This window comes from Acidovorax sp. KNOB132, from assembly GCF_057541515.1.
Window position 1 is genome coordinate 1 of the sequence record NZ_BAAJYT010000557.1, and the last position, 1,142, is coordinate 1,142.

The 1,142-nt window shown below is 70.8% G+C and carries 1 protein-coding gene; it reads right to left on the bottom strand.

Features of this window, described 5'->3' with window-relative positions:
- On the bottom strand, positions 1-1,020 hold a 1,020-nt coding region (locus AC27IO_RS24610; RefSeq protein WP_498741262.1), incomplete at its 3' end, for an endonuclease/exonuclease/phosphatase family protein.
- Positions 1,021-1,142 lie beyond the last annotated feature (122 nt).

Sequence of the window (1,142 nt, forward strand, 5' to 3'; positions counted from 1 at the left end):
GGGCGTGGGCGTGGGCGTGGGGGCGGGCATCGGCAGGCGCAGCAAGGCGCGGACGAAGCCGTGGTCGGAGCGCGTGCGGTCGCGCCCCTCGTGCAGGTGGTCGTTGAAGTAATCGACCCGCCGCACGTCGCCGGTGTTCGGGCCCGACCGGGCGCTGGGCACGAATTCCTCGCTGACCAGGATCTGGTCCAGCACTGCGGGCATGCCCTGGTGGATGTGCGAGTAGGCCACGTCTTTTTTCAGGGCGGCATCGCCCTGCACGTCGTAGGCGTTGTACAGGGCCACGTCGCGCGCGCTGCGGTCGTAGGCGACCTCGGTGGTCGCGCAGATGAGTTGCGTGGTCACGCTGTCGGGCGTGTCGTTGAAGTCGCCCAGCAGCACCAGCGGCACGTCGGTGCGCTGCAGCAGGTCCACAACCAGGCAGCGCAGCGCCGCTGCTTCCACGCCGCGCATGATGAGCGAGCGCAGCGAAGCCAGGGCCGCGAACTTGCGGTCGTCGCGGTCCTCCAGCGGTTGCCCGAGGGCGTCGAGCAGGAACTTGGGGCGTTTGGATTTGAGGTGCGCCGTGACCACGTTCACCGTCTGGCCGTGCTTCATGCGCAGGGTGGCAAGCAGGGGCGGGCGTTCGAAGCGGTGGTGCGTTCCCAGGCCCGGCACATCGACCGCCAGCGCGGGCGGAAACTCCGCTATCGAGCGCAGCGATTCGACGCGCAGCCGCGTGGCGATGCCCACGCGCGGCGAGCCCTGGGCGCCGTGCGAGGCGCCGGTGTTCTCGGCGCCGGGCACGCTCACGAAGTCGTAGCGCAGGCCGCTGCGGCCGATGGCCGTCTGCAGCGCCTGTTCGTCCCACACCTCCTGCACGGCCAGCACATCGGCATTCAGCGCACGCAGGCGCCCGCCGAGCCAATCGACCTTGCGCTCGAATTCGGCCTGGGTATAGGCGTCCTGGTTGGGATAGAACACCCGCCCGGGCAGGGCGAGGTTCAGGGTGTTGCAGGTGGACACCAGCAAGGTGTCCATGGGCCGCGCGGGATCGGCAGGGCGCATGCGTTCCTCAGGATCGGGGGCGCGGGCCGGCTGCGGCCGTGCACGGGCGGGGGCCGGTGCTTCAGCGGCCGTAGCCGCCACCGCCACCACCCCGG